Genomic DNA, 22,572 nt, shown 5'->3' with positions numbered 1-22,572 from the left:
GTTCTCAATGTGTCAATACGTAACTAAAAATCGGTGCCCGTTTCGTTTTAACGCTTTAACGCAGCGAGGCACCTTATTCATTGATGGTGCCAGGTACGGAAATCTGCAGCTGATGACGCCAGATGGGCCGTATACAAGCAATGAGCTGGGGACCATCTATACAAAAAACGGTCATCATTATCTACAGGTAACGGCTCAAATGAATCCGGACAAAATGGTAGAAGTTACTAGCAAAAATCAGTAGCAGCTCCTAACTTGGAACAAAGATGAAACAAAAAAGACCAAGATTTTACACTTGATCTTTCTAGATAAGAAATCCACAGGATTCTGATATTATTCATTTTGGCTTGACCGCCTAATAATCAAACCCAGTTACGGTAACACACATGACTTTCGTTTTGATTTTCCTTGGCGACAAATAAAAACATAGTGATTTTACATTCGAGAATGGTTCTTTTTTGTTGGCTTTTACTGTTAAAAGAAATCCAACATTATTAATTGGAAATTGACATACATATTTCAGAATTAAATGTGCAAAAAACTTACAGATTAAGATTTACAATTCCAGCTCTAAGGAAATGTTGAGACAATCTATTTTTTATCTCTATCTGTAAAATACTCCGTAACATAAAGACAGGCTTAATAGCTTTAAGGTAATTAAAGTCTACTGAATAAAATAGTTTAATATTAAATAGCATATAATAATTTTTATCATTCACATTAACCACTGGTGAAGTATAAAAATATTCCCCTTGGTTTTTCAAATATTCTCCTTCTTCGAAGGGAACTGCAACCCCAGGCAATATTCTATTTACTTTCCATTTAGACTGTGCAAAATCACAAGATGGGGATACTTCCAGTTCAAGGAATTTACATTTAGTATAGATTTCTTTCAATTTTTCATCATTAAGGTTATATTTCTTAGTATCAATTATTTCATTCAAAACAAGTTCGATCCGCTCAAGCTTACCATCATGTAAATATACATTACCAGGTTGAATTGAATCTGATAGAACTGTTTGTAATAGTAGTTTACTATTTATGAATGCAATTCTATCAATATGTATTTTGCCTAAATTCACACAACTGTCTTTGTCATCGTGCTCTTTATTAAAAAGGTCGTATATTGATTTGAATTGTTTTTTTAACTGTCCATCCTGGAAATATGCATATTTATTATTATCTTTCTCCAAATGATGTAAAAGGCCACCCTCTTTAATTTGAGATAGCGTCTTTTCTTGTTTAATTATAATATTTTCAACGTTATACATAGATCCATTTAAAATATTACCTATCTCATCTGGTAGAATGTCATTGAAGCTGTATAACACATTTTTAACTACAAGTTCATTAATTAACTCTCCCTTTTGGTCTATTAAGTTTGGGGCACCTGCATTGGCTTCAGCCATTTTATATAGTATCGAATTGATATTATCATTCCAATTCTCTTCTATTTGAAAATTTCCAGATATACTATTAATAATCCCAGCAGACGCATCATTCACAATGTTCTCCCATAAAAAAAACAAATTAAAGCAACCTAAGGTATCTAATTCTATTTTAATTTTGTTTAGTATAATATTAAGTCCATCTTTTTTTAGAATTTTATTACTTTCCCTTGCATAACTTTTTAAGTCCCTTAGTGTAGATTGTTCTAGTTTACTAGCAACGGTTTCGTTTGTTACTGCAATTTCATCTAATGCTTCCAAAAATTCTTGGACTTTTTCATTTACATTATGGACAGTTTCAAAACATTCTTTTTTCTCTAAGTTAAGAATAGTAAGGGGTTTAACGATAATTCCATCATCGTTCTTTACTGCTTCTTTAAATACCTCTAGATCTTCTCCATCATGTTTACTCCACACTAAAATAATATAAGGACCGTTATCCTTGTGAACGATACACTCAATTATTGACATTAAAGTACTAATTGTATCTTTAGTATTTGCAACCCCGTCAGCATATCTCATGTCTAAAAACAACAATCTAATATTTTTCAATGGTTCACTGGGCATATTCTTTTTCCCATCAAAATAATACACAGGTACAGCATTTTGTGAAAGTACTTGGATTAGTGGAAGAGCTTCCTTATACATATCATCCACAATAACCACGCTTCCATTTTTAGGTAAAATCATTATTGAATTGCCTCCTTAAATGCAAGAACTACTAACGCACCATTTTGAAATTCAGTAGGCAATTCCAAGTCTCCATTGTCCGGAAAAATTAATTTTCCACCGTGTGAATTCATTACCTCATTAGCCAAGTGCAATCCCAAACCCATTCCACCTGGTCTATCAGATATAAATGGTTTAATTACTTGTTCTGTTGGTATGGTGAAACCCTTTCCATTATCAGCTAATACTATTGACTTATACCCCTCTAAAGCATCATCAGATATACCTAAATAAATCTTTTTTTGGGGTATTTTTGTATACTCAGTCCACCATATTGAGTTGTCAATTAGATTCATTAAAGTCCCAAGAATTAGATTCTCAACACACTTAACATTTGTATTACCTTGATAGTTAGAAAAATCATCAATTATGTCAATTTTATGAACCCTGAGTCTATATTTGACATTAAAAAGTGCATTACGTAATACATCCTTTAAGTCACCAATGGTTTTCTTTTGATTTCTAATTATTGATGCGTATCCATCTGTAACTTTTGCTAAGTCATTTATTAGCGCTTTAATATGAGTAGAGGCTACTTCTTGCTTTATTGCATGCTCTAATTCACTTATTATTTTCTGCAATTCATGTACAACAATACTTAAACTTAATCCTGAAGTAGCACTTCTAATATAGACATCACTTATATATTTATAATCATTTTCAATATTATCCAAGCATTTATATAACTCTTTTTGAAGATCATCATCAGTTATCTTCTTACTAATTTTCTTTTTAATATCTTCGATTCCAGCCATTACTGGCTCAGATTTATTGGTATGCCCATAAAATTTCCTGAGTAATTCCTTATCAATAGCTCTTTCTCTCTCAATTTTTTCAATAGCAAAAACAATGGCATTTCTAAATGTTTCAAATGCTTGATTTTCAACAAACCCTTCTCGATTTGTTTTTTCTTCTAAGCCTGAACTTGTTTTTCTATCCAAGTATACCGCTCCAATCACAATACTGCTGCTCAACGATATGCTTGGAGCATTAATCCTTTTTGCTTCCAACCCTAACCAATCATTTCCTTTTTCTCCATATTCATAGATCCTTATACCGTCTCTGTATACAAAAATACCACCGTTAGTTTTTAAATATTCTCTTAAACCCTTTCTATCAGGTACACCATATGATAATACTTTACTATCTAAATCAAAAATCAATAATTTAATAGTTACATCTCCAATATTGTGTTGTGATAAATCGATTGGTATTAGTTTCTTATTTCTCCCTCGGCCCTCTCCTATCACCATTTCAATATTTTCTCGGAGGCTTTCTCGATTATCAAGTTTTGTTAGTGAATCCCAGGGATTAAAGCTATAGTCATATCGTAAAATTTGGCTTTTTGAAAGTTTAATATTTGCTTCGAACAATGCATAATTGGCAATCTCCTCGTGTTTAAGTAATCCTTTTAACCACTCTTGATGATTAGTATTAAACTTAATCTCAAATGAAGTCAGACTTTCGAACGGAGAATTTAAAGTATTTAATGATCGATAAACTTCTCTCAATTTTCCTCGTGACCATTGTGATTTTAAATTTGTTATAACTATACGTGTGCCAGTCTTGTCACCAACGAAATATTCCGGAATACGTTCTATAATATTTATTGGGACGTCTCCTAGATAGTCATAGTTGTCAAACTTTAACCAGTCTATGTCTACTACCACTTCATTACAATTCTCTCTTCTACTTATTAAATGTATCTTTTGACCAAGCTTATGTACTCCAAACCTACCAATGCCTTTTTCTCCCATTGGCAATCTACCCAATGGACTTCTTTTATTTTCACTAATCATTTTTTCAAGTTTCTTTTTCTTGTTATCTGTGCCCAACTCCATCCATACATTTTTAATTGTCGAGTAATCCATTCCTTCTCCAGAATCTTCAATTATTATAATACCGATTTCCGGCTGATCAATATTATTCATAGTCACTTCTACTGTACGAGCATCAGCATCATAAGCATTTTTCACCAACTCAAGTAGTGCAATGCTCTCATTTTTAATTAATTGATCTCCTAATTGACTCATAAGTCTTGCTTTAGGTTTAAAGTAAAGATCCCCTGACATTATAGAACCCCCTACTGAATATTTTGTCGAATTTTCAAAATAAATAGAATTTTCAAGCAGGAAAAAGGATAAAAAGCTCAGTTTTTCCGCAACAATGCATATTAATATCTTAATATTATAGTAAAAACTTTACAATGAGAATAAATTTTATGTTTTAAAAATCCTCTTAGTATAAGATATTGCTGGGAATTTATACTCATAAAATTCCCCGATCGAATCGTACTAGCTTTCGCTATATCGCTCTCCACCGTAAAACTTCTAAAAGCTAAAAAGCCATCTTCTTTATTACTAATGGATAGTTCTATTTGCAAAAATATTATTGTCTAACACCTTATTAATCTTTTTCTCAAAACTTCACCATCAATGGAAGAACTGCATTCTGTAAATGTGTAAAGATAGCTGTCCTCGGTCCTTGCAAAAAAAATTATCAGAGAAAGATTGAATTATAGCAGCCCGTAACAGTATGGATGGCTTGAGAAGATGCCTCCTCTGTATTCCCTTTAATATGATTGGAATAGGCACCGCACGTTAGCCAATATAGACCTCCATAGAGTCCAAACGATTTTGTTGCGTTCTGCATAATAATGATAACAATAAATAAGCTACTCCTTCCATTATGTACTTATTGGATCATCCGTAGCATGCTCGGATGCCTTGTAAGGAATATTTGCTCCTCCTCTGATGAACACATTGAAGCCGTGTAAATCTAAATAATTATTCGAAGTGGTTTTCCAAAGGTCTATTGTATAATAGCCCTTATTGGCTAAGGCATTGGCAAAAACAGAGATTTCCCCCCAACGCCCAGTTAGCAGCAACTACTGTATGTCCATGTGTATATCTTTCCATTCGGAGTCCCTACTGATTATATTGTGGTCTAGGATCGAGTGCATTTTCGGTTAAAGCAAGCCTTGTAAAATAAAACTAAGTACGACTGTTAATAATTAAAACTCCTTTTTGTGTATTCCTCCATATATCACTCCAGTGGTAGCCGAATGTAATGTTAAATATTTATAAATTTTAAAATTTCCCAAATAAAAACTATTATCGGAACCGATATTTGCCTTTATGTAGAAGATTTATTTACTTACTCTATTCTTTTTTATCGCAAGTTCATATAGTAATCCCTAAAAAATATTAAAAGACCAGTTTTAATAGTAATTTTTCATTCTCTCAATTCTACAAACTGTCCATATTGCTTGTTGAATAAATCAAATCTTCCATTATTTGAATTAAGTATCTAAGGTTCTCTTCAATTGATAGGCATTAACATCAAGTGTAAACTGGGGTGAAACCAGGACAGTATGTCCTATCTAAATATACATGAACAATAATTCCACCTATAATTGAATTATATCGTTGATTGATACTGAATAAAGGACGTTTTAAGTAACAAACTAAAGAACGTCCTACTTTTACTTTTATTTTCTAACAATCTTATATAAATTGGTATCCAAATCAAAAATAAATGGTGAATAGGGCTTTGATGCTGTCATTAATAGTGTCTTTTTGGCACGTGTCATTGCAACGTAGAATTTTTTTCGTTCTCTTGAAAGAAACTCTTCTTCATCTTCACCTGGAGGAATATTCTTATATGGAATTTTTCCTTCCTTTAGACCAGTTACAATTACGTGATCAAACTCAAGTCCCTTAGAGGATTGATATGTAATTAATTTCACACCTGGAGCAATCATATCGGATTCGCCATCCCGTAAATTAAAAACTGGTATCCCTTCATCTGTAATTTTTGTTTTAAAACTATCGATTTCCCAATTAAAATTGATAATAACACCAATTGTATCTTCTGGAAAAGAAGCACGTAGGTTTTTGATATGATATAGGATATACTCAGTTTCCTCAGTCTTATTATCACAAAGAAATAATTCAGGGATTTTCCCTTCTATTTCTGGCTCTTTCGCTTTAATGTATTCTTCATCTATAGTAAAAAGATGATCATTCTCTTGAAAATTATTAGCTAATCTCACAATCTGTTTAGTAGAACGAAATGTTTCATCCAAAAACCTACTCCGATTTCCAAGAACTTCAATCCCAGCTTTTTTCCAAGTAAAGGTACGTCGAAAAATTTGCTGACCTTTATCCGCACCAATTGTTAAACTTTTTTGAGCTACTATATTAATAGACCGTAATTGAATCGAATGTAAATCCTGTGCCTCATCAACTAGTATATGATCAGTTAATACACTTTGAGGTATTTGATCAATTTTTTCAATAATAATTCTAGCTAAATCTTCACTATCGATCCCCTGATGAAGTCGATGATTTTTCAATAACTCATTGTATTTCTCTAATACATCATATATTGTGTCTCGATGTTGTTTCGTCACACGAACTTTTGTCCCTCGACCAGACCGCTTAATGTCCATGTATTCAGTTCTACTTTTTATATCGCTTCCTTTAATCCATTCAATTTCATCAGAAAGAAACTTTACAAGAGCAACTTGTTCATTCTTTTTCACATTCATATTTGGAAACAATGCATTTGCACTATTTTTTTTTATAATATTTATTGCAAATCTAACAACTTCCTCTCGATCGGCACCTAGTTTTAACCGAGTATGTGGATAATCGGTTTCCTTTATAAGAGTTTGGGCCCATTGATGAAAAGTTTTAGCTTCAATTTCTTCCTCTCCAGTTTTGAGAGAGAGCTGTTTCACATAGTTTGTTAAAGGCCGGCTAAACGTTAGAATTACTAACGATTCATTAGGATGATTTTTTCTTAAATACTGAGCTCTAGCAAGAAGAATTGTTGATTTTCCGCTACCCGGTATTCCTCTAACCAATAAGGAACCCTCTGGTTTAAATCTAACACACTGTTCTTGTTTTTCTGTCAAAATTACTTTATCACGGTTCACTTAATTTCCCCCTACCAATCGGCCATCATATCTTCTAGTTTTTTCTTTTGAATTGCATCTTGTTTTTTTAATGCCTTATCAGTCTCTCTTATAAGTATAACTTCATTTTGAGAAAGTTCTGATCCTAATACTTCTTTTTTATCACTATTATAAACTAAATACTCCGTATCTTTATTTCTACATTTCCCCAAAAAGTCATTAAAATGAATACCATGTCGACCAAGAATATAGAGCTTTTCCATCGATCTTGTTATTCCTACGTATAGAAGCCTTTTCTCCTCTTCTATATTTGGATGACTACCATGTGGAAAATGTTGATCACCTAAATAAACTATAAATACAATCGGATACTCTTGCCCTTTGGAGGAATGAACTGACTGAATTGTGACTTTGTTTTCTGAATAATCTGCTGAAACATCTTTTATCTCAAACAGTAAATCTAACAACTCCTCAATATCATCAACACCTTGCTCAACTCCGTTTTTTAGATATTCTACCAAATCAGTATGGGCATCACCTTTTGCTTGGACCATTGATAAAATCTCATCTAGTGGAAGCCCGGGATAATTATCGCTAAGCTCTTGGATACTTGACTCTAAATCAAATTTTTGTTCTACTTTGACAAAAACATATTGGTATGGTATATCATATTCCTCAAGTGCACTGATTACGTCATCCGCTTGTGGAGCATGTTCTGAATTTTTTCTAAATAAAATACAAACGTCCTTATACTCATATTGTTCTTTACGACACAAAAGTTGTATTTCCGATGCAATATATGAACTAGCCAGTCTAGTAGAATGAGCATTAACAATGACAGGGTTAACTAAAGATTTCCCCTTAGTTGCTTTAATAACTTCGTTTCCAATAAAGTAGTTCGATAACTGAATGATTTCAGGTGTTGATCGATAGTTTTTATTTAATTGGATCGTTTCTGAGCTTCCAAGTTCAAAATTTTTGCAACGATCAATAAAACGATCAAGATTAGTTTCATTGGATCCATTAAATGTATAAATAGTCTGGTTTTTATCTCCAACAACTGTAATATCCTTCGTATCACCGGCTAGAGAAAAAAGTAGATCCTCTTGTGAAAGTGAGGTATCTTGGTATTCATCAACTAGAATATGTCTCAATCCATTAGTTACCATCTCATAGGTGTCTGAACGCTTCTTTAATAGTTGAATAGACTCACTAATTAATCCTTGAAAATCTGTCAAATTTTTTTCTTTCTCTAACCGATCAAACCGTTTCCAACATTCAATTAAATCTTCGGCACTAATAATAACTCTTTCTGAAGCATCTATATCAATTTTAAATAACTTATTTGTTCTTAGTTCCATCCAAGTCTGATAAACAGTATGATCCACATGATCCCCTTGTCTAACAATGTTTAGTGCTTTTGCCAGAGCTTTCCCTACTAAATCTCTATCCCTATACTTTCTACATAAATCTTTAATTAAATATGGGGTATTTTGAAAAATACTCATTGTATCAACAGTTTGAAACCCTTTTTTAAATTTTGATTCCCCGTGGTGTACACCGTATCGAATAATTCGATGAGCTAAACTATGAAACGTCAACACTTCTATTACGCTTCCAAATCCAAGCTTTTCTGTATACGCTTGCATTTTACGTATTAATTGTTGTTTTGCCGATTTAGAAAAGGAGATTGCTAATATTTCGTTTTTTTGCAATCCATAAGAAAATTGCAAATTTAAAATTCTTGCAGCTATTGTTGACGTCTTACCAGTCCCTGGTCCGGCTGCTACCTGTAAAAATTTATATTCTGACTCTACAGCTTTTTTTTGTTCTTCATTAAGACTTTTCATGATGTTGTCTATGTCAATCACCCTTATATACTAATCTATAGTACAACTATTTTACCATATTAATTACAAATTTTTTATACTTCAGTTCAATTTATTAATAATTTACGATATTATTATAGGTAATAATTTAATAAGGGGCGACAATATGATTAATGATAAGGTTGATGTACGAAAAGAACTACTTGAACGTTTGACTACTGAACTAGTTGGACCAGAATACCCCGAAGAAATTATCAAACAAAAACCCCTTCAAAGATATTTAACGGGCATTCTTTGGCCTATTAATTCACATCTGGCTAATGAAGAAAATGAAAACAATACCTCAGAGGGCAGAGATACGAACCGTGAGGAGATCGAAACACTTGCTCCCTTATCAAAAGCAATGAATCCTTCTGCTATTGGTTTATCTTTCTTAATAGACCGTCATAAGCCTAATGTAAATGTTACTGTTAATCTAGGGATGTACGAGGACCTTGGTGATGAGAAAGGAGATTGGAAACGAAAATCTTTCACATTAGAAAAATATGAAATCAACTTCTCAAAAAACCTTGGAAAAAGCTCAAAACAACAAATACCGAAAACTCCAAAAGCTTTTCTCCAATGGCTTGCAAGACCATATGGAGAAAAAATTGCTGTGAGTATATTTTTAGTCAACCGTGATGTACAGCATCCTGATGACCATGAAATTGACCATAAATGTGTATTCCAACCCGAAATAATAGTTGAGGCAATAGACGGTGAGAAACCATTCATAGAGAGAAATGCATTTTCTGCTGGGATTGAAGAATATCGTGATTCTGATACTGAATCAAATGATTTACTTTATAGGACTGAATCAGTGTTTGCAGTTGGACACAGTATATCTGTTAACTGGGATCAAGTGAGTAAAGATACCACAAGAGCTGGAAAATTATATACAAAAGTTATTCCATACTACGAGATTCCCATGGTAATACCACCAGATTGGGACAAAGGCGGTACACTAGATATGGGAAAACTTGCAAAAATGACTTCGGGTAAAGCTATAAAAGGAGCCCTTCTTCCATTATGTAATGAATATCTTAAATGGATTAACGAGCGTAAAATAGAAATTAGTCATCCTAACTTCGAGGAAAGATACAAACAAACCGCTGAAAAACATATGGCAAGATGTACTGAAGCATATTCCCGAATTATTAAAGGTTTGGAAATAATATGTGATGATAAAACGGCTTTTAAATCTTTTATTTTTATGAATTCAGTTATGGCAAAGCAACGAATCCAAACTGTATCAGCCATTGAAGGAGTATCTCCCGATAATATTAAAACAGAATGGCGCCCATTCCAGATTGCATTTGTTTTGCAAAATATTGAGGGCACGATTAATCCAGAATCATCAGATAGAGATATTGCGGATTTGTTATGGTTTCCAACAGGCGGTGGTAAAACAGAAGCTTATTTAGGACTAGCTGCTTTCACATTAGGATTACGGCGAATGAAGAAAGTCCAAGGACTAAGAACTGATGTTGGAGTATCAGTCATCATGCGATATACATTACGACTTCTTACTATTCAACAATTCCAACGTGCAGCAGCTATGATTTGTGCATGTGAATTTTTACGCAAAAAAGACACAGCTCTTTTAGGAAATACCCCATTTAGGATTGGATTGTGGGTAGGTGAGAAAAGTGTCCCTAACAAATATACTGATGCAGCAGATACAATCGATGCCCTAAGGAAGAAGAATCCCGTAAATCCATCAAAAGGGTCGCCTGTTCAATTAGTGACATGTCCATGGTGTGGTCATACTTTAGTTGATGAAGATAATCCTAGCATCTTTAGAAAAGCATATAAACCAAATAGTGTTAAGCGACGTTTATTTATCTCATGCCCAGATAAATCTTGTGAATTCAACATGTCTAATTCTCTTGAAGGAATACCTGTCGTACTTACTGATGAAGAAATATATCGATTGTTACCAGATATGATTATCGGAACAGTTGATAAATTTGCTCGCATGCCATGGAAACCAGAAACACAGAACCTATTTGGTAAGGTAAAAGGAGAAGTTCCGAATTGGGGGTTTATATCATACGGTTCAAGTAAGGAAGAAAATGATAATGTTAAGGCTGTCTCTGGAAATTTAGTTATTTCTAATACGGAACAAATTCATCCACCTGATCTCATTATCCAAGATGAATTACACCTTATTTCTGGTCCATTAGGAACTATGGTAGGCCTTTATGAAACAGCAATTGATTATTTATCTTCAGTTAATATCAATGAAAAAAAAATCGGGCCTAAGATTGTTGCCTCAACCGCAACCATACGAAATGCAGATCAACAAATTAAAGGCTTATTTTCACGCAAGGCGAAGATCTTCCCAAGCCCTGGTCTTTCACATAAGGACTCGTTCTTTGCAAAACAGCGAAATCTTAAGGAACATCCAGGTCGTATTTATGTTGGAATTTTTGCTCCAGGCCGAAGTATGAAGACTGCTGTGCTTAGAACCTATGCAAACCTACTTGCTAGTACAACAACCATGGAAGATAAATATACTGCTATATCACTTGATCCTTACCAAACTTTAGTTGGATATTACAACTCCCTTAGAGAGCTTGGAGGTGCTGTCCGTTTAATCGAAGATGACGTTCCTAGCCGTATGAAAACACTTGAGAATATTAGTAAAGAAGCTGAAGATCCAAAATTCACGTACAAGAAACGTGATTACGATAGGGATGTTCCAGAATTAACTAGTCGAATTGATTCTTCCGAGATTCCTAAGATTTTAAAGAAATTAGAGCAACCGTTCTATAAAAAAGGATCAACAAAACCTGTCGATGTTCTCCTAGCAAGTAATATGATATCTGTTGGTGTAGATGTATCAAGACTAGGCTTGATGGTAGTCACGGGACAACCTAAAACGACAGCTGAATTCATTCAATCAACAAGCCGTGTTGGGCGTTCACATCCCGGATTAGTTTTGACAGTCTATAATTGGATACGGCCACGAGATATTTCACACTATGAAGAATTCTATGGTTATCATGCTGCTCTTTATCGATATGTAGAGCCAATTAGTGTAACACCATTTGCTTCACGTGCCAGAGACAGAGGCCTTGCTGGTGCCATGATATCAATGGCCAGATTAGGCTTTTCTGATTTAACACCAAACTCTGCTCCTGGCATGTATAATGAGGTCTCTAATTTGAGAGAAGACCTCCAAGATATCCTTTTGGAACGGGTTCGTAAAATGGACGGGGCTGATATTGATGTAATTGCTGATTTAAAAAAGCTTTTTGACAAGTGGGAAGAAGCAATCGAACAAAGTAAATTGCAATATAATGGTAGAAAAAAAGACGATGTGAACAATCTTCTTTATCCACTCGGTCAAAAAGAATCAGGGAAATTTAAAATTCCTAACTCAATGAGAGATGTTGAAGCCGCTGCTGGCATTTATATAAGGAGAGATTAACTATGTATAAGCAAGTAGGAACAGTCAGACCAAGCCAAGTTATTACAACCTTTGGACCTGGTGCCATTGTCGATCTCCCTGACTTTTCAGTTATTATGGGTGGAATCGATAAATGGGATCGGAATGTGATGTTACGCTATTCCCAAGATATTGATGAACCTCGTTTAAAAAAGAAGTTGAGAATTAACAAAATTAAATCAATCCCGATGCCAAGTGAAAGTGATGGCATCGGTACACTTCCTGCTTATCCTTTTCCAGAGTTTTATGTTTGTCCAAATTGCCGAAAACTTGGTCGGAGCTTGGATTTTACGGATGATGATGGTGTACTCTACTGTCAGAATTACCAAAAAAGAGGGCAAGATGAATCATGTAAAAAGATCAAAGTTCACCCTGTTAGATTCTTGACAGCCTGTAAAAATGGCCATATTGATGACTTTCCTTGGGGATTTTTTCTACATTCATCTCATAAAAAAGAGTTTAACTATAAAAAATGTAAACTATATTTAGAGGATCGCGGGAAAAGTGGTTCTATTTCTGATTTAGTTGTTAGCTGTGAAACTTGTGAGATTGAACGTACTATGGGAGATGCATTTAAAAATGAAAAACTTCTTGGAAAATGTAAAGGTAGACGACCTTGGCTAGGTTTAAAAAATAAGGATGATGAGCCTTGTGATGAGGATACTAAATTATTACTTAGAGGCGCTTCAAATTTATACTTTTCAATACTTGATAGTTCAATAGTTATTCCAAGTAGATCAAACCCCTCTCAAGTACTAGAAGCATTAGTTCTTAGAGAAATAGATATTAACAATGAGAAATTAATGAATAATAAAGATATGTTCACTCTCTTTGCAGGAATGAATGTTAATCTTAAAGATCATGATTCTGAGATCCTTTGGAATATAGCGCAGAGAATAAAAAATAATAATTCAACTGATGAGGACTTACTTTCACCTGAATGGGACGCGATTACTTCAGGTGTAAATGATTTTAGTGAACCTGATTTTGAAGTTGAAATACAATCTACTCCCCCACGATTTGACCAATTACTTTCTAAGCTTATTAGAGTTAAACGGTTAAAAGAGGTAATGGTATTAAAAGGATTTACAAGGATCAATCCTCTTCCTGATGCAACTTCTCTATTATCTAGGGAAAATGGTGAAGATGAACCATCTGAGACCTCTCAACTTGCACCATTAAGTGACACAAAATTGGATTGGTTACCAGGAGTCGAATCTTATGGTGAAGGGATATTTCTTTCACTTAATGAAGCTGCTCTTAAAAAATGGGTTAGCAAAAATGAGAAATATGAACAGAATCTCGAACAAGCACATATTAGATCTTTCTTGGATCGGAGAGTACCAGAAGAAGAAATACCTCCATTTCCTGGATTACGATATGTTTTATTGCACTCGCTTTCTCATGCCCTAATTAGAGAACTTTGCCTTCATTCAGGCTACTCTTCTTCTGCATTGAAAGAGAGAATTTATTCTAATGCAGAAAAAGGGATGGCTGGGATTTTAATTTATACTTCAACAGTCGATTCAGAGGGAAGTCTTGGAGGTTTAGTTGAACTAGGTGGAACAACAAAATTTGAATCCATTTTGGCTAGATCTCTTGCTGCTGCAGGATATTGCTCTGGTGACCCTCTTTGCTCGGAACATGATCCAAACCAATTACAGGACATCAACGGCGCTGCTTGTCATAGTTGCCTTCTTATTTCAGAAACATCTTGTGAAAAATCAAATCGATATTTAGACAGATCAACACTTGTTTCAACTGTGTCTGAACTGAAGAGAGAATTCTTTAATGTCTAATTTAGATGTCAAAATCGTTAGTTTTGTAGACGCATTCATGTCTAAAAACACAGGTACTATAGAAGATTTTATTAGCATTTTGGAATCCTATGGTGAACAAGTAATTGATAATATCCAATTACTTGTTCACCAGCTTGACTATCCATATGATTTAGCTTATTTGTGTTTTGATATCCTGAATGTTGCAAGAAGCCAATCTATTACAGCCATTAATTTAGCACTTTCAGCAAAAGTAGCTATCGGTATGTTCAAAAGAAGAAAGAAAACGGAACCTGTTGTATTACCCGTCTGGACTGGTCCTAGTTTTGACGAGAGTCCTATCGTTCACCGAACATATGAAACTGTTCAACGTTTATTTCAAACAGCACAATATGAGATATTAATAGTAGGTTATACATTCTCTTTGGAATCGGAATATCTTAAGGTTATTTTTGATGAAGTTATTGCAGCAGCACGGCGTGGTTGTCGAATTGAAATTATTTACCACAAAAACGAACAAAATTTAGATCGTATTTTAAATCTTTGGCCCAACGATCTTTTCAAACCAAGTCTTTATTCTTGGAAAGGAAATGAGAATGAATGGGCTAGTTTACATTCAAAATTGATAATGGTTGATCAACGAAAAACGTTAATTACTTCTGCCAATTTCACATTTCACGGTTTCCGAAAAAATATTGAGACAGGAGTACTGGTTGAGAATCATGAACTATCCCAAATAATGTGGAGACAATTTCGATCATTGATACAAAATGAAGCAATGGTGAAGTACAAGCTAAGCTAAAAACCAGAATCAAACGACTCTGGTTTTTTACAATATATCTTTTAATGATTTTGCTATTACAGAAGACATTATTGGTGGTACAGCATTCCCCACTTGTACAAATTGTGCTGTTCGAGGACCTTCAAAATAATAGTTATCAGGAAAACTTTGTATTCGGGCAGCTTCTCTAACTGTGAGAGATCGGCTTTGCTCAATATCAGGATGTATATTATAGTGTCCGTCTTTTGAAATATGTGCGACAACAGTATGTGGTAACTTGTCCCACGCATGTACTTTAAAACGATCTAAAAATGCAGTTTCATTTTTATGCGTCTTTAACTCATGTGGTAGATCAGAATATTTTAATTGTTCTCCGTTTAGAGCTAATTTAATAGAAAGCTCATATATTTTTCTATCTCTTGGTTGGATAGTTCTGGACTTATGATTAGTAATACCAAAGCTATTTTTTCTCATGAACATTTGATAACTCTTTAATTCACTTTGGTCCTTTTCGATATAGTCAACAAGTAAGTGATCGTCTCCCTCACCAGGTTGTAAATTTCTTAGGTCACTAATAACATTTTTCGTTACTAATTGATGATCCCACTCATACTTATGCTTACCAAAGTCTGGATATACTAAGTTAAAGTTATTCTTATATCCAAATAATATAACTCGTTTTCTTTTTTGTGGTGTTCCAAAATCAGCAAAATCAAGTACGTTTTCTTTGTCTATTTCGGTTTCACCAGAAACAATTTTATATCCAATATTCTCAAACTCTTCCTTTATCTTTTCAAACACTTTTCCTTTTTTTGCCGTTAAAATACCAGGGACATTTTCAAAAATAAATGCTTTTGGTTTGTATTCCTTTACTAAGTTTAAGTAATAATAGAATAGATAATTGCGAGAATCTTTTTCAGCACTCTCTTTCATTCTCCCTCTTCCTACTAACGAATATGCTTGGCATGGTGGACCACCAATAATTAAATCTACTGAATTCTCCCCATTATAAATAAGAGCATTCTCAATCATTTTTTGAATATCCTTTAATGATGTGGCGTTTTCATCATTTTGTGGATTGCCAAATTTTTTATTTAATATTTCATACCCAAATCTTTCTTTTAGATGCGGATATTTCTTAAAAATAACTTCTCTTGATTGTTCAAGATGTTTATAGTCTTTAACCGATCGTAAGTATGTTCCATATAGATCAAGGTCATTATTATTTTTTAAGAAATGATAAGACATTCTTGTTTTCAACGTCTCACAAGCCCATTTCTCTTTCTCAACTTGAGCTACAATTTTATAGCCTTCTTGGTGAAAGCCCTCACTTAAGCCACCTGCACCTGAAAATAAATCTACTACTATCATAAGGACTTCTCTCCTACAAACTTATAGAATATATATTATAACATTTTTTAAAAAATTTCTCTATAAATGTTTGTTGAGTATAAACCGATTAAACTCTTTAAATTATCAATCCCAATTGGGTACAATAAATTAGACTTTTCAGCAAAAAGACCTATCTTTAAAGACATACCTTAAATTCTTTTTACTTGATGCTCAAACATAGTTGTTTTGGCCATCGTTGAAGCTGATCTATTTTTACATAAAGCATAGGCAGTTTTTCAATAATTTCTGCTACAGGAGCTTTTTTCTCTTCTTTTGTTAGTAGAAAATGATAAACAGACTTTGGTCCTGGTTTCATGGCCTGCTCCTTTAAAATATGTTATAAAAAAAGGATTAATATTTATCATAGATCTGAAAGTTAAGGTTAAAGCTCATTTTTTTCTGCTGCTTTGACTGTATCACGGAAAGTTCTTCTTTAATAATATTTAATTCCTTCAGCTTGTCCATTAATATTTCAAAGACATTTTCCAGCACCGATTTTACGAAGAGTCGTTTCACATCATATCGCTGCTCGAAGTCTTTTCGTTCACTCTCGTTATCATATTTGCTTATGAAAAAGGTCCGGACAATTTCTCGTACTGTAAAGCCTTTTGTAAGACTTTTATTAAAAATAATTCTTATTAGATTACTATATTCTTTCTTATTTTTGTTCCCATTTGATATGGAGCCTGCCAGCTTATCAAGGATATCTTCATTTATAACTAAAGTAGGATTACCCGTAAATATATCCTCTTTATTTAAAAACGGAGTTGAATTGCCTGCTTGTTCATACAAAAACTGTGAAAGAGTATTCGGCTCAGAATCATTTTGACTTTCAGCTGACCGACTGCCTTCTACCTGCCGCTCGCGCTCTGACTCTTCTTCATTTAAAAGAACTTCCATGTCATTAAGGTATTCTTGAGCAATAAGAATCTTTGACCTAATTTCCTTAACCTTTTCATAGAACTTCTCTTCATCTTGAATCAGGTCCGCATCAAACCACAAGTTTTTTATTGAATGTATATATTTATTCACGGACTGATTAAAATAAACTTGAATGGTTTTGATTAGATTCATTAATTGTAAACGGTCTATATCCATCTCATTTGAAAAATAATGAGTATCTATGGTGCATTTATACTGTAACTGTTCCTGCCACTTTATTATAAAAGCATTAAAATGATCCCTCTTTGATAGCTTGCTTTGTTCAGAGAGTTCCGAAATGACGTTTATTTCACCTTTCCAAAAATGTTCCAGCACGAGGGATTTCAGTTTATTGGCATCTTCATTTAAAAATGAAGCTTTGCTTACATATGCACTGATAACAACCAATATATATCTCATTAACTGTACAAGATCCTTCGAGTTATTAATCGACTCTTTAACAGCATTTTCTAACTTTGAAGGCTCAACCATCTCTAAATCCGATAGTTTCCAAGAAAGTGTCTTTTCAATTGAAAACTCCTTTTGGATCGGAAGCTTCAAAAAAGGCGTAGGGTCCCATTTGTAACCAGAAAGCTTGAAATAGCTGTTTGATTTATTGAGACCGATCACAAAAATTTCTTCTCCATCTTTTTTGTAAACCAGCTGACAATAAGGGCTGCCGAATAGTTCTTTTACTTCATCATAAAGATTTAAATCAGATAATAGTATTTCCAATTCTTCTAACTGTCGAAGAATGGTTGGATTTGGGTTTACCATTTTCTTTATTTCCGAAGTTTGAAAGTTCCTTCTCGTTAGTACAGTCATACTGTATCACCTTTATCCAATAAGATTGTTTCTAAATTATCTTTTAACTGTTTAATCTTTTCCTGCTCCTCCATCAGCTCCAGCGTACGATGTTTACGTTCCGAAAATTTAATCGATATATTGGTTACTAACTGATGAAGTTCATATTCACAATCACTTTGTTTGGTGTTCAATACTTCTAGATAATTTCTTAACTTTACTTTGTACCTGTGAACGGTTTCATTCCATTGAAAATCTTGATTGGAGGATGATTCTTGGTTCATTCTTCACTCTTCCTCTCCTGTTGATTGACTACTTCTCTTACTTTATTAAAGAAGATGATGTTTGGCTCAACCCTTTTGTATAACTCCTCTATAGCTGTGATGTTCCCTTGATCAAAGCTTTCCTGAACCTTTTTAGAAATGCTCTCTTTAAATTTTACTTCTTCTTGAGACACTTCTAGAAGGGTGCTCTCAATTTGTTGTATTAATATTTGTGTATCTAGTTGTTGCAAGTCAGTTAATTCAATCATATTTTCCTGTTCTGCTTCCTTTTCTTGATCATTACTATCACACGGTTCTTCTTTTGGCTCGATTTTCAAGCTTTCATTCAGGCCTTTTTCAACTGATCCAAGCTCTATTCCTAATTCAACTGGTTCTATCATTTCTTGATTTTCATCATTAATATAATATCTTGATAACTTACTAATATTTAATCTCCAGTAACCCTTTTTACCTTGAACTTGCTCGAAACATTCATTTCTGCTGAGCAGGTTCGTTATCGTATTTTTGGTAGTAGAGCGCTTTTCAGAGATTTTATCTTGTAATACAGACCAGTGCATACCTGAAGGATGAATGGCCAATGTCTCACACATAAGACTAAAAATTGACTTGTTTATGGATTTGCTTTCTTCCACCAGCCGGCCGATATCTAAATATCTCTGTTGCTCAAAAGCATAACGTTCATCAAATCCTACAATATGGACACGTATTAAAAACAGAATCTGCTTATCGATTTCAAATCGTAATTTATGACCTGGCTCAATCAGATAGTCAGCAAAAAAGTCCATAACGCCATCGCCAAAGAAGAAATACTTATCTTCTTTCATTTCCCAAAACCATTCGTAACGGAAATCGTCGTGCTGAATCATTACTTTCCCATGGTTATTTTGCCTAAATAAAACGGACATTTCTGTAAGCACCTTAGGGATATTAAAATAACCCTTAACCCGGTCAAAGTAGGAAACGGTGTGGTATGCGTACATTCTGCCATCAGTTTGTACTTCATTACGACTAACCGCTAAATTATATATTTGGTTAGAAGATTGTTTAGCGAATGTCGTTAATTCTTTAACATTTTCGATCGTTGGTAAAGAGTTCCTTACTGCATAATACACATTTTCGTTGTTTTCTTTTTCTAAATGTAAATCAGAAACTTCTTCACTATACTTCCATTTATGGTCTTCTATTTGTTTTATTTCTGGTATAACTTCTAATAGATCTTTCATAGCTTCACTATAAATGGAGAAAGAAAGTTCGTTCTGAGTAACACAAAAAACATGTAAAAGAATCTGATTAGTGGTAACTTCTTTCTGACTTTCTTTTATATAATTAATAATCTTATAACTTAATCTGCCAATCTCTTCATTTATTTCGACAGGAATTTCCAATTCCTGATTTTCTTTATTATTCTGATTTATTTCCACTTTTAGTTTTATTTCAATCCTATTTCCGTAAACAGAAAAACGGTCATCAAATTGGGGAAGAAAAATTACCTTTCCTTTGTCCAGTTTATTCAGGTGGACAACCCTCTCCATCACCGTTTCCCTCTCAATACCGACAAGTTCATTATTTAAAATATAATCATAGACAAGGTTATTTATAATGACCCATTCGGATAGTACCCAGTAAAGAGTGTTTTCAATTTGAGAAAATCTAATATCACTTAACAACATTTGACGCACAATATCATCAGACTCATAAACTTTTAGTCTATATTTCATGTCTGATATTTTTAATGGTATTTTTCGAGGGTTCATATATTGATATATGTGATTAAGCCTGTCATCAGTTTTATCTTTAATCCCCCATAAGCCGTCTTCAACTTCATAGAAATACGATTTTGGTGCATTAAGTGCCAAATCTACTATTTCTTTTATTTCATCAGAAGTAGAGCTCAGGTCCATCCAGTTCTTTTTCACATAAAGCAAGACTTCAGGATAGGGCAAAACATTTTCTGTGTTCTGTAATAGAGCCTTTTTTATTAAACTGATATTGCTGTAACATATTCCAGGTCTATCCTTATTCATCATTTTCATTTCCATCACTCCTTTTTCCATTGAAATCGAATTTGACCTTACCTCTCCATCGGGAGTATTGACATATTTCAGCCACGAAATAGTATTTCTTGAAAGCTTCTCTCCAACGGATTCCTTCATTAAATTGCCCCCGATTGGATTGCGAACAACAAGCAGCCCTAGCTCATTGATGGCCTTTGTTTTCTCAATCATGTTTAAGGAAATAGGAGCTGAAAGAAGCGTTTGAACCATTGAGAAATAGGGAAGCTTCATCATTTGGTTCTTTAGCAGGATCTTTTTAACCTCAGATTGACAGTATTTATCGATGAACCATGTGTTTACAGTGAAACTGTCATCTATAAATCCAAGGAGACGCAAACCTTGTCTTTGACTAGATTTCACCCGTTGTAAGTTTTTATCCTCGATTTGTCGTGTTAACGATTGCGGATGTATCTTTCCTTGCGCTACTTCTTCTAGGAAATCTAGTACGTTAGGTATATTTGATTCAGGTAATTCACTAACATAGTACTCTTTCAATTCAATAGCTGATTTCCCAGCCTTGATCGTCACCTGAACAAAGGGCAATTTTGAATACAACGCTAGCAAGAATGATGAACGCCCCCTAGATATTTTTAGATCAGCAGGATGAATCTTTCTCAATTCACTTAATAGTTTCCAAACCTCAAAAAGATAAGATTCAGGAAGCAATTCATAAGGGTGCTTTTTCTCACCTTCCTGAAATTTAGCTTTTGATGATTCGGTTTCAACGTAGAACCCATCTTTGCCAACTGAAATTATTTTATTTATTGAACCATTACCTAACGTATGTATTTCTTTCAATGTACTTAAATATCCAATTACCAACTGTTGTAGCAAAAATACCCACTACCTTCAAGTTTTCTTAATAATCTTATTTTACCAAAATAATGCATAATAATATATTAAATCTGTACAGTTTCTAGTTCTTTGGTAACTCATCTAATGAAAAAACTATATAATATGGTAAATTAATAATATAAGTTATTTGGAGATGAGGGATTGAGATGACTAGTACTGAATCATTAATGGTTTCTTGGTTAAAACATATTGAAAATTGTCAAATCACACAAACAAATTGGAATGCGGCAATTAATTCCTGGGAATTACAAAGTGTGGACAATATAATAAAGTTGATGGAAATTACAGGAAAGTTCTTCTTGAAAAATTATAATTTGAATTTTTATGAAAATGCTAGTACCCCTCTCCTATTTTTACAGCAGGGAAATATAGATGTCCTTGGTTTAAAAATAAACTCAAATGTTTCCAATATGTATGGAGTTTCAATAACCGTTGATAAGAGTGCATTCGATTCTGGAAGTGCTTTGGGTCCCTTAGAAGAAATTATCAAAAAGATGATAAGAACAGCATTAATAACCATTGGATATTTCAATACTTCCAATGCCAAGATCATATTTGCAGAACCCAAAATACATAAAAATTTATATGAAGCTATAGTTAATGCTTTAAAAGGATTAACTAATATTTTTGAATCAATGGGATATGATTTTACTTTCGAACTCATTACAAATGATAATTTTAAAGAGTTTGTCTTTGAACCAGTAGAAGAGTTAACAAAGGCAACTATTGATCCCTCTAAGCTTCTCATGCAAAGCGATCAAATGTGCCAACCATCTTTACTTAAAGAACCGTCAATAAATACTGAGCGGAAGGTTGATAATGATAGTAAAAATAATTCAACCACAAAAATCGGAAAATTAATCCGTGTAGAATTTAAAAAATTCATAGATAATGGTTTACTAACAGAGGAAATTGTTCATAATTTATGCGATAGTAAATATTCTAAAGAAATTTTAGGTCTAAGATTTCCAATGCTTAAAAGATATAATGACGAGCAATCTCTAATAGAACAAAGACTTGTCAAAGGAAATGGAAGATATTATAGTCATGTTTATTATATTAATGGTCAAAAGTACCTCTTAACAAATGATTGGTATGAAAAAAGTCGCAGTAAATTATTAATCTGGATTGATAAGATTAAAGTCCGGAACTAACCCTTTAAATTCAAAAAATTGCCTATCCAATCTTTTATTGATAGGGTCAGACTCCCGGCAAGGAGTCTGACCCTAGAACAAGATTTATCAGTTTTCTTTAAATGGAAAGTTTATTTCCCTTTAGCCAAT

Annotated in this window: 15 protein-coding genes; 5 read left to right on the top strand and 10 right to left on the bottom strand. The window is 33.5% G+C overall.

Annotation, left to right across the window (positions count from 1 at the left end; translation table 11 throughout):
* Window positions 1–7: 7 nt before the first annotated feature.
* On the top strand, window positions 8–244 hold the full coding sequence (locus ACFVSW_RS10220) for a hypothetical protein (RefSeq protein ID WP_387315382.1): 237 nt from the start codon (window positions 8–10) through the stop codon (window positions 242–244).
* A gap of 298 nt (window positions 245–542) precedes the next feature.
* On the opposite strand, the gene ACFVSW_RS10215 is transcribed toward ACFVSW_RS10220, so the two are convergent.
* From ACFVSW_RS10215 to ACFVSW_RS10195, 5 genes are all read right to left on the bottom strand, one after another.
* A complete protein-coding gene (locus tag ACFVSW_RS10215; RefSeq protein WP_387315380.1) occupies window positions 543–2,138 on the bottom strand; it encodes a hypothetical protein in 1,596 nt (531 codons plus the stop codon).
* Complete coding sequence (locus ACFVSW_RS10210; RefSeq protein ID WP_387315377.1) at window positions 2,138–4,249, bottom strand: ATP-binding protein; 2,112 nt, start codon at window positions 4,247–4,249, stop codon at window positions 2,138–2,140. Before ACFVSW_RS10210 ends, ACFVSW_RS10215 begins: the two co-directional genes overlap by 1 nt.
* 614 nt (window positions 4,250–4,863) lie before the next feature.
* Entirely contained in the window at window positions 4,864–5,064 is a 201-nt protein-coding gene (locus tag ACFVSW_RS10205; protein ID WP_387315376.1) for a hypothetical protein, read from the bottom strand.
* A 603-nt stretch (window positions 5,065–5,667) separates the two neighbouring features.
* Window positions 5,668–7,119 carry a 3'-5' exonuclease gene (locus ACFVSW_RS10200; RefSeq protein WP_387315373.1) on the bottom strand — a complete coding sequence of 484 codons (1,452 nt, stop codon included), beginning with the start codon at window positions 7,117–7,119 and terminating at the stop codon, window positions 5,668–5,670.
* A gap of 11 nt (window positions 7,120–7,130) precedes the next feature.
* Window positions 7,131–8,948 (bottom strand): ATP-dependent helicase, encoded by a 1,818-nt coding sequence (locus tag ACFVSW_RS10195; protein WP_387315371.1) that lies wholly within the window; start codon window positions 8,946–8,948, stop codon window positions 7,131–7,133.
* Window positions 8,949–9,093: 145 nt separating this feature from the next.
* On the opposite strand from ACFVSW_RS10195, the gene drmA reads away from it, so the two are divergent.
* Genes drmA through ACFVSW_RS10180 form a run of 3 tightly spaced genes read left to right on the top strand, consistent with a single transcriptional unit; the run spans window position 9,094 to window position 15,000 of the window.
* Window positions 9,094–12,402 carry a DISARM system helicase DrmA gene (gene drmA, locus ACFVSW_RS10190; RefSeq protein ID WP_387315369.1) on the top strand — a complete coding sequence of 1,103 codons (3,309 nt, stop codon included), beginning with the start codon at window positions 9,094–9,096 and terminating at the stop codon, window positions 12,400–12,402.
* Window positions 12,403–12,404: 2 nt separating this feature from the next.
* A complete protein-coding gene (gene drmB / locus ACFVSW_RS10185; RefSeq protein WP_387315367.1) occupies window positions 12,405–14,219 on the top strand; it encodes a DrmB family protein in 1,815 nt (604 codons plus the stop codon).
* Entirely contained in the window at window positions 14,212–15,000 is a 789-nt protein-coding gene (locus ACFVSW_RS10180) for a phospholipase D-like domain-containing protein (protein WP_387315364.1), read from the top strand. The genes drmB and ACFVSW_RS10180 overlap by 8 nt, the downstream gene beginning before the upstream one ends.
* A gap of 27 nt (window positions 15,001–15,027) precedes the next feature.
* On the opposite strand, the gene ACFVSW_RS10175 is transcribed toward ACFVSW_RS10180, so the two are convergent.
* The 5 genes from ACFVSW_RS10175 to ACFVSW_RS10155 all read right to left on the bottom strand — a co-directional run bounded on the left by ACFVSW_RS10175 (window position 15,028) and on the right by ACFVSW_RS10155 (window position 21,268).
* On the bottom strand, window positions 15,028–16,350 hold the full coding sequence (locus ACFVSW_RS10175) for a DNA cytosine methyltransferase (RefSeq protein ID WP_387315361.1): 1,323 nt from the start codon (window positions 16,348–16,350) through the stop codon (window positions 15,028–15,030).
* A 181-nt stretch (window positions 16,351–16,531) separates the two neighbouring features.
* The gene (locus ACFVSW_RS10170) at window positions 16,532–16,687 is read right to left on the bottom strand and encodes a hypothetical protein (RefSeq protein ID WP_387315359.1); all 156 of its coding nucleotides are present in this window, start codon (window positions 16,685–16,687) and stop codon (window positions 16,532–16,534) included.
* 35 nt (window positions 16,688–16,722) lie between these two features.
* Window positions 16,723–18,117: a hypothetical protein gene (locus tag ACFVSW_RS10165; RefSeq protein ID WP_387315357.1), complete on the bottom strand. Its 1,395-nt coding sequence runs from the start codon at window positions 18,115–18,117 to the stop codon at window positions 16,723–16,725.
* Complete coding sequence (locus ACFVSW_RS10160) at window positions 18,114–18,380, bottom strand: hypothetical protein (protein ID WP_387315355.1); 267 nt, start codon at window positions 18,378–18,380, stop codon at window positions 18,114–18,116. The genes ACFVSW_RS10165 and ACFVSW_RS10160 overlap by 4 nt, the downstream gene beginning before the upstream one ends.
* Window positions 18,377–21,268, bottom strand: a complete 2,892-nt coding sequence (locus tag ACFVSW_RS10155) for a hypothetical protein (RefSeq protein WP_387315353.1) — start codon at window positions 21,266–21,268, stop codon at window positions 18,377–18,379. Before ACFVSW_RS10155 ends, ACFVSW_RS10160 begins: the two co-directional genes overlap by 4 nt.
* A gap of 167 nt (window positions 21,269–21,435) precedes the next feature.
* On the opposite strand from ACFVSW_RS10155, the gene ACFVSW_RS10150 reads away from it, so the two are divergent.
* Window positions 21,436–22,443 carry a hypothetical protein gene (locus tag ACFVSW_RS10150; RefSeq protein WP_387315351.1) on the top strand — a complete coding sequence of 336 codons (1,008 nt, stop codon included), beginning with the start codon at window positions 21,436–21,438 and terminating at the stop codon, window positions 22,441–22,443.
* The last annotated feature ends 129 nt before the right edge of the window (window positions 22,444–22,572 follow it).

The sequence above is a fragment of the Neobacillus sp. NPDC058068 genome, assembly GCF_042885335.1.
Taxonomy (GTDB): Bacteria; Bacillota; Bacilli; order Bacillales; family Cytobacillaceae; genus Neobacillus.
The sequence above is the reverse complement of the archived record's forward strand: the minus strand, read 5'-3'. Positions and strand labels throughout refer to the sequence as shown.

Bases quoted from the DNA above. Each gene is read 5' to 3' on its own strand.
- ACFVSW_RS10220 (WP_387315382.1), top strand. From the start codon at position 8: ATGTGTCAATACGTAACTAAAAATCGGTGCCCGTTTCGTTTTAACGCT.
- ACFVSW_RS10215 (WP_387315380.1), bottom strand. From the start codon at position 2,138: ATGATTTTACCTAAAAATGGAAGCGTGGTTATTGTGGATGATATGTAT.
- ACFVSW_RS10210 (WP_387315377.1), bottom strand. From the start codon at position 4,249: ATGTCAGGGGATCTTTACTTTAAACCTAAAGCAAGACTTATGAGTCAA.
- ACFVSW_RS10195 (WP_387315371.1), bottom strand. From the start codon at position 8,948: ATGAAAAGTCTTAATGAAGAACAAAAAAAAGCTGTAGAGTCAGAATAT.
- drmA (WP_387315369.1), top strand. From the start codon at position 9,094: ATGATTAATGATAAGGTTGATGTACGAAAAGAACTACTTGAACGTTTG.
- drmB (WP_387315367.1), top strand. From the start codon at position 12,405: ATGTATAAGCAAGTAGGAACAGTCAGACCAAGCCAAGTTATTACAACC.
- ACFVSW_RS10180 (WP_387315364.1), top strand. From the start codon at position 14,212: ATGTCTAATTTAGATGTCAAAATCGTTAGTTTTGTAGACGCATTCATG.
- ACFVSW_RS10175 (WP_387315361.1), bottom strand. From the start codon at position 16,350: ATGATAGTAGTAGATTTATTTTCAGGTGCAGGTGGCTTAAGTGAGGGC.
- ACFVSW_RS10170 (WP_387315359.1), bottom strand. From the start codon at position 16,687: ATGAAACCAGGACCAAAGTCTGTTTATCATTTTCTACTAACAAAAGAA.
- ACFVSW_RS10165 (WP_387315357.1), bottom strand. From the start codon at position 18,117: ATGACTGTACTAACGAGAAGGAACTTTCAAACTTCGGAAATAAAGAAA.
- ACFVSW_RS10160 (WP_387315355.1), bottom strand. From the start codon at position 18,380: ATGAACCAAGAATCATCCTCCAATCAAGATTTTCAATGGAATGAAACC.
- ACFVSW_RS10150 (WP_387315351.1), top strand. From the start codon at position 21,436: ATGACTAGTACTGAATCATTAATGGTTTCTTGGTTAAAACATATTGAA.